General features: G+C 62.0%; 5 protein-coding genes. 4 read left to right on the top strand and 1 reads right to left on the bottom strand.

The window, feature by feature from the left end; translation table 11 throughout:
• The first annotated feature begins 106 nt into the window (after positions 1-106).
• From WBQ44_RS22015 to WBQ44_RS22000, 4 genes are all read left to right on the top strand, one after another.
• Positions 107-1570 (top strand): APC family permease, encoded by a 1464-nt coding sequence (locus tag WBQ44_RS22015; protein WP_495568790.1) that lies wholly within the window; start codon positions 107-109, stop codon positions 1568-1570.
• A gap of 189 nt (positions 1571-1759) precedes the next feature.
• Positions 1760-2590, top strand: a complete 831-nt coding sequence (locus tag WBQ44_RS22010; protein WP_495568789.1) for an SDR family NAD(P)-dependent oxidoreductase — start codon at positions 1760-1762, stop codon at positions 2588-2590.
• A 115-nt stretch (positions 2591-2705) separates the two neighbouring features.
• On the top strand, positions 2706-3509 hold the full coding sequence (locus tag WBQ44_RS22005; RefSeq protein ID WP_495568788.1) for an enoyl-CoA hydratase-related protein: 804 nt from the start codon (positions 2706-2708) through the stop codon (positions 3507-3509).
• Between the two features lie 65 nt (positions 3510-3574).
• Complete coding sequence (locus WBQ44_RS22000; protein ID WP_495568787.1) at positions 3575-4549, top strand: NAD(P)H-dependent flavin oxidoreductase; 975 nt, start codon at positions 3575-3577, stop codon at positions 4547-4549.
• A gap of 14 nt (positions 4550-4563) precedes the next feature.
• Here WBQ44_RS22000 and WBQ44_RS21995 read toward each other — a convergent pair.
• Positions 4564-5002: TetR/AcrR family transcriptional regulator (locus WBQ44_RS21995; RefSeq protein WP_495568786.1), on the bottom strand; the 439-nt coding region annotated here is incomplete at its 5' end.

The following is a 5002-nucleotide window of genomic DNA, read 5'->3' as shown; positions in this document are numbered from 1 at the left end:
TCTATCACCCTCAGACGTGTAGGTCGGTTGACTTAGTCGGCTATTCGTTTTACATTTACCAGCACATGACCCAGATCACACTCGGTTCTTCAATCAGGGAGTTCACATGACAGGCGACAACCGTTTGGTGGGCAATTTGTCCACCTTCAAGATCGTGACCATGGTGGTAGCCGCAGCCGCACCGATGGGGGCAGTCATCGGCATCATTCCGATCTCGATGGCAATCGGTAGCGGATCGGTCACCCCGCTCATCTTCATCGTCACCGCCGCATTGCTGCTGTGCTTTGCCGTGGGTTACGCAGCGATGAGCAAGAAGATGTCGGCATCCGGCGGCTTTTACACCTACATCGCAAAGGGCCTCGGGCGCCCGGCGGCCATGGCGGCCGCGGTCATTGCGATCTGCGCCTATCTGGCGCTGACCCTCTTGCTTCTTGCCGGCGTGGGGAATTTCGGAAGTACCGTGGCGAATCGGTTGACGGGCAACGACGTTCCCTGGTGGATATTCGCCGGAATTGCTCTGGCAGTTGTCGGAGTGATGGGAGCGCGCGAGATCAGCGTTGCCGGTAACGTGCTGGCCGTCCTGCTGGGAATTGAAATCTTGGCCATCGTCGTCCTCGACGTGGCCATAGTCAGCGACAAGGGTCTCGCCGCGTTCCCGCTCGCCGCGATGAATCCCGGCGATCTCTTCACGACCGGCTCTTTCGGGCTCGGTGTCATGTTCGCGTTCACCACGTTCCTCGGGTTCGAATCCGCGGCCATCTACGCCGAAGAATCCCAGAACCCGAAGAGAACTATCCCCCGCGCTACCTATACTGCTGTCGTGTCGATAGCAGCGTTCTATGCCATCACCACATGGATCATGGTGGGAGGCATCGGCACCGAGAATGTCACCGACACCGCAAGTGAAAAGCTCAGCGGGCTGGCGTTCTGGCTCAGTGGTCAGTACGCGTTCAGCGCACTGACCACGGTCATGTACATCACGGTTCTCACCAGCCTGCTCGCCGCGATGATCGCCCTGCACAACGCAACAAGCCGCTACATTTTCTCCATCGGACGCGAAGGGGCCTTGCTTCCGACGTGGTTCGGCGTCACTCACCCCAAGTACGACACCCCGGCTCGCGCGAGCATGGTGGTCACCGTCATTACAACGGCGGTCACGCTTGGATTCGCAATCTCGGGCGCGGACCCGTACCTGCAAATGCTCACGATCATGACCGGAGTCGGCACCCTGGGAATCATTCTCCTCCAAGGCCTCGCCGCCGCGGCGATCGTCGCCTATTTCTGGAAGCATTCGAGGAGCAACACCGGGGCCATCATCGGATCGGCTATCGGGTGCGTCGCGTTCGCCATCATCTCGGTACTCATCGTCAATAATTTCAAGACACTGGTTGGCACAGAATCGAACTGGATCAACATTCTGCCGTGGGGCCTTCTCACCGCAGCGGTCTTTGGATACTTCTGGGGACTCTGGCTTCGATCGAATCGACCGACAACCTACGCGCGCATCGGAACCTTCGGCGAAGAGAACACCGGCACGCAGGACTCCGAGATCGCCCCGGCTCACAACTAGTGCCACCGAACCGGTAACAGGAACGCTCGTTACTCCATGAGCATGCTCACGATCGGTCACGCGGCTGAATTGCTGGGCAACCGCTGCAGGATCGGGTACCGTCTCATTTGTTAGTCAACTGACCAAGTCGAAAGACGAACTGCACTGCGCTTGCGCTCGATCGAGCGACGGCCGATGGAGGAGACCGCCATGACGGCATACCATGCAGCAGAGGCTGCTTCGCGGGTTGCGCTTGTGACAGGAGGAGGCCGCCCTCGCGGCATCGGAGCCGCTGCTGCCCGGCATCTCGCTCGCGCCGGCTACAGCGTGACACTGACAGACATGATTCCCGTCGGGGACCGCGGCGCCGAAATCCGCCGCAATCTCTCCGAAACAGCCGACACGATCAGACGGGCAGGCGGGTCGGTACTGGTTCATCCGCTCGATGTCACCGACACCGACCAGATCGTCGCGGCCATCGAGGCGACGATCGACGCATTCGGAGGGCTGGACGTCCTGGTCAACAACGCAGGAACGGGCGCAGGCGTCGGAGCGTTCAGCGACATCGACGACGACCGCTGGGACTTGTCCTGGCAGGTCAACGTCATGGGCCCCGTCCGTCTGAGCCGCGCCGCTCTTCCCCATCTGTCCAAGAACGGGGGGAGCATCGTCAACGTCGCCTCCACTGCCGGGATCGCCGCTGAGGCGGGGTACGGCGCCTACGTCGTCACAAAGCACGCCGTCGTCGGGTTGACCAGGCTGTTGGCAGCCGAGCTGGGTCAACACGGGATCCGAGTCAACGCACTGGCCCCCGGGATGATCCACACCGATCTGGGCGCAGCCGAGCTCGGACTGATCGCCGACTCGGCCGGCACCAGCGTCGAAGAGGCCACGCAGGCGGTCGTCGCAGACATTCCACTCGGCCGCCTGGGCACAGCCGATGACGTTGCAGAAGCCATCACCTGGCTAGCCGGCGCTGCCGGCTACGTCTCGGGAGCGGTTCTCCCTGTTCACGGCGCCGCCGCCTCCGGCCTGAACTGACCGATCCCATCGGCACCATGCGGTGTTCAGTGAGCAGACCGCCCCAGCCGAGGGTTCCCGCGGAGCACCCACCATGGACTACCCAGACCGACACCGAATTCAGAAGGAATGAGCGATGACTGACGATAAACCAGCAGGACATCTCGTTCAGCGTGAGCGCCTCGGCGCGGTCGAGCTGTTGACGCTGAACCGACCCGATCACCTCAACGCATGGACCGCGGACCTCGAGGACGAATACTTCGCTGCGCTCGAGGACTGCGAGCGCAGCGACGAGGTGCGGGCAATCGTGGTGACAGGAGCAGGGAGGGGATTCTGCGCCGGCGCGGACATCCACACTCTCAAGGGCGCCAGCGAACACGGGACGGTGCGCGCACCAGGGCGACTACCACGCCACTACCCGCTGTCCCTCGGCACACCGTTGATCGCTGCGATCAACGGCGCCGCTGCGGGCATAGGACTCGTCCAGGCGTTGTACTGCGATGTTCGTTTCATCGCACCGCAGGCGAAGGTCACGACCGCGTTCGCCAAGCGCGGGCTCATCGCCGAGTACGGAATCGCCTGGCTCCTTCCGCGAATCATCGGCACCAGTCGCTCATTGGATCTACTGCTCTCCTCCCGCGTGATGACCGGCCAGGAAGCTCACTCGATCGGAATGGCCGACTTCGTGGTGACCCCCGAAGCGCTCGTGGACACCGCGGTGCGCTATGCGACCACTCTCGCGACATCATGCTCCCCGGCATCGATGCGTACGATCAAGTCTCAGGTGCACGACGGTCTCGATACCGATTTCAGCACCGCAGTCCGCAGGTCCGAGAGCGAGATGGCCGCATCGTTCGCGGGAGCAGACTTCGCCGAAGGCGTCAGCAGCTTTCTCGAACACCGCGCACCACAATTCGCCCCATTGGCAGCACGACCCTGACGGCATGCCGCGCTTCGCTCGACATCATTTACGCTCAACGCAATTCAGCCTCGAAAGGCACTCGAATGAGGACACGAATCACCGAACTGTTCGACATCGACTATCCCATCATCCAGGGCGGGATGCATCACGTCGGCTTCGCCGAACTCGCTGCCGCAGTCTCCAATGCGGGCGGACTCGGGTTCATCACGGCACTCACCCAGAGAACACCCGATGATCTTTCGGCCGAGATCGACAGGTGCCGGGCCATGACCGACAAACCGTTCGGGGTGAACTTGACATTTCTCCCGACCGTGAATCCGCCCGATTACGGGGCTTACATCGAGGCGATCATCGGCGGGGGAGTACGCATCGTCGAAACCGCCGGCAACGAACCTTCCAAATGGATGCCGCAGCTCAAGGACGGCGGAGTCAAGGTCATCCACAAATGCACCACCGTCCGACATGCACTCAAAGCTCAGACCATCGGTTGTGACGCGGTCAGCGTCGACGGCTTCGAATGCGGCGGGCACCCAGGCGAGGACGACATCCCCAACATGATCCTGCTACCGCGAGCTGCCGACGAACTGGACATACCCTTCATCGCGTCGGGCGGACAAGCCGACGGGCGTTCACTCGCCGCATCGCTCGCCCTGGGCGCCGAGGGAATCAACGTCGGAACCCGGTTCATTGCAACGAAAGAAGCACCGGTCCACGACAACGTCAAACATGCCCTGGTCGCCGCCACCGAACTGGACACGCGGTTGATCATGCGCCCCCTGCGTAACACCGAGCGTGTGCTCAACAACGCCGCAGTTCAGCGGCTGCTCGAGAAGGAACGCACGCTCGGCGACGCAATTACCTTCGATGACATCCGATTCGAGGTCGCCGGGGTGTACCCGCGCGTCATGCACGACGGTGACGTCGACGCCGGTGGATGGTCCTGCGGCATGGTGGTCGGCTTGATCCACGACATCCCCACTGTCGCCGAACTCGTCACTCGGATCGTCGCGCAAGCACGCGACATCATCGACAAGCGATTGCCCGTCATGATGAGCTGACGTCGGCCCGTGCTTCAGCTAGCGGTCGGGGCGGCGGCTTGCGTGGCCAAAGTAGTGAAGTAGCCGGCGAACGCATCGATCGAGGCCTCCGCTGCCTCGGAGTTACGATCCGCCAGCCATCCGAGCACGACTCCATCGATGGCATTGGTCAACATTCGGGCAATCACCGGACGCGGCAGATGCCATTCGACACCCGCAACCTCTTCCATGGTCTGCAGCGACCGCTCGGTCTGGGAGTAGTAGTGCGTGTACTGCCACTCGGCCAGCATCGCCAGCTCTGGCTGCCGGAGCACGTAGGTGGTCAACTCGTAGCCCACCAATTGACGCTCGGGGTGCGCTTTGGCCTTCTCCCACGCGCTGCGAATACCGCTACGGAACGACTCCTCCACATCGGTGGTCACCTTCTTCGCGTCAATGGCGGCGTCGATCATCGTCCCGATGGTGATGTGAATC

The sequence above is a fragment of the Rhodococcus sp. (in: high G+C Gram-positive bacteria) genome (assembly GCF_049591685.1).
Lineage (GTDB): Bacteria > Actinomycetota > Actinomycetes > Mycobacteriales > Mycobacteriaceae > Rhodococcoides.
Note: the sequence above shows the minus strand (reverse complement) of the source record. Positions and strands in the feature narration are given on the sequence as shown.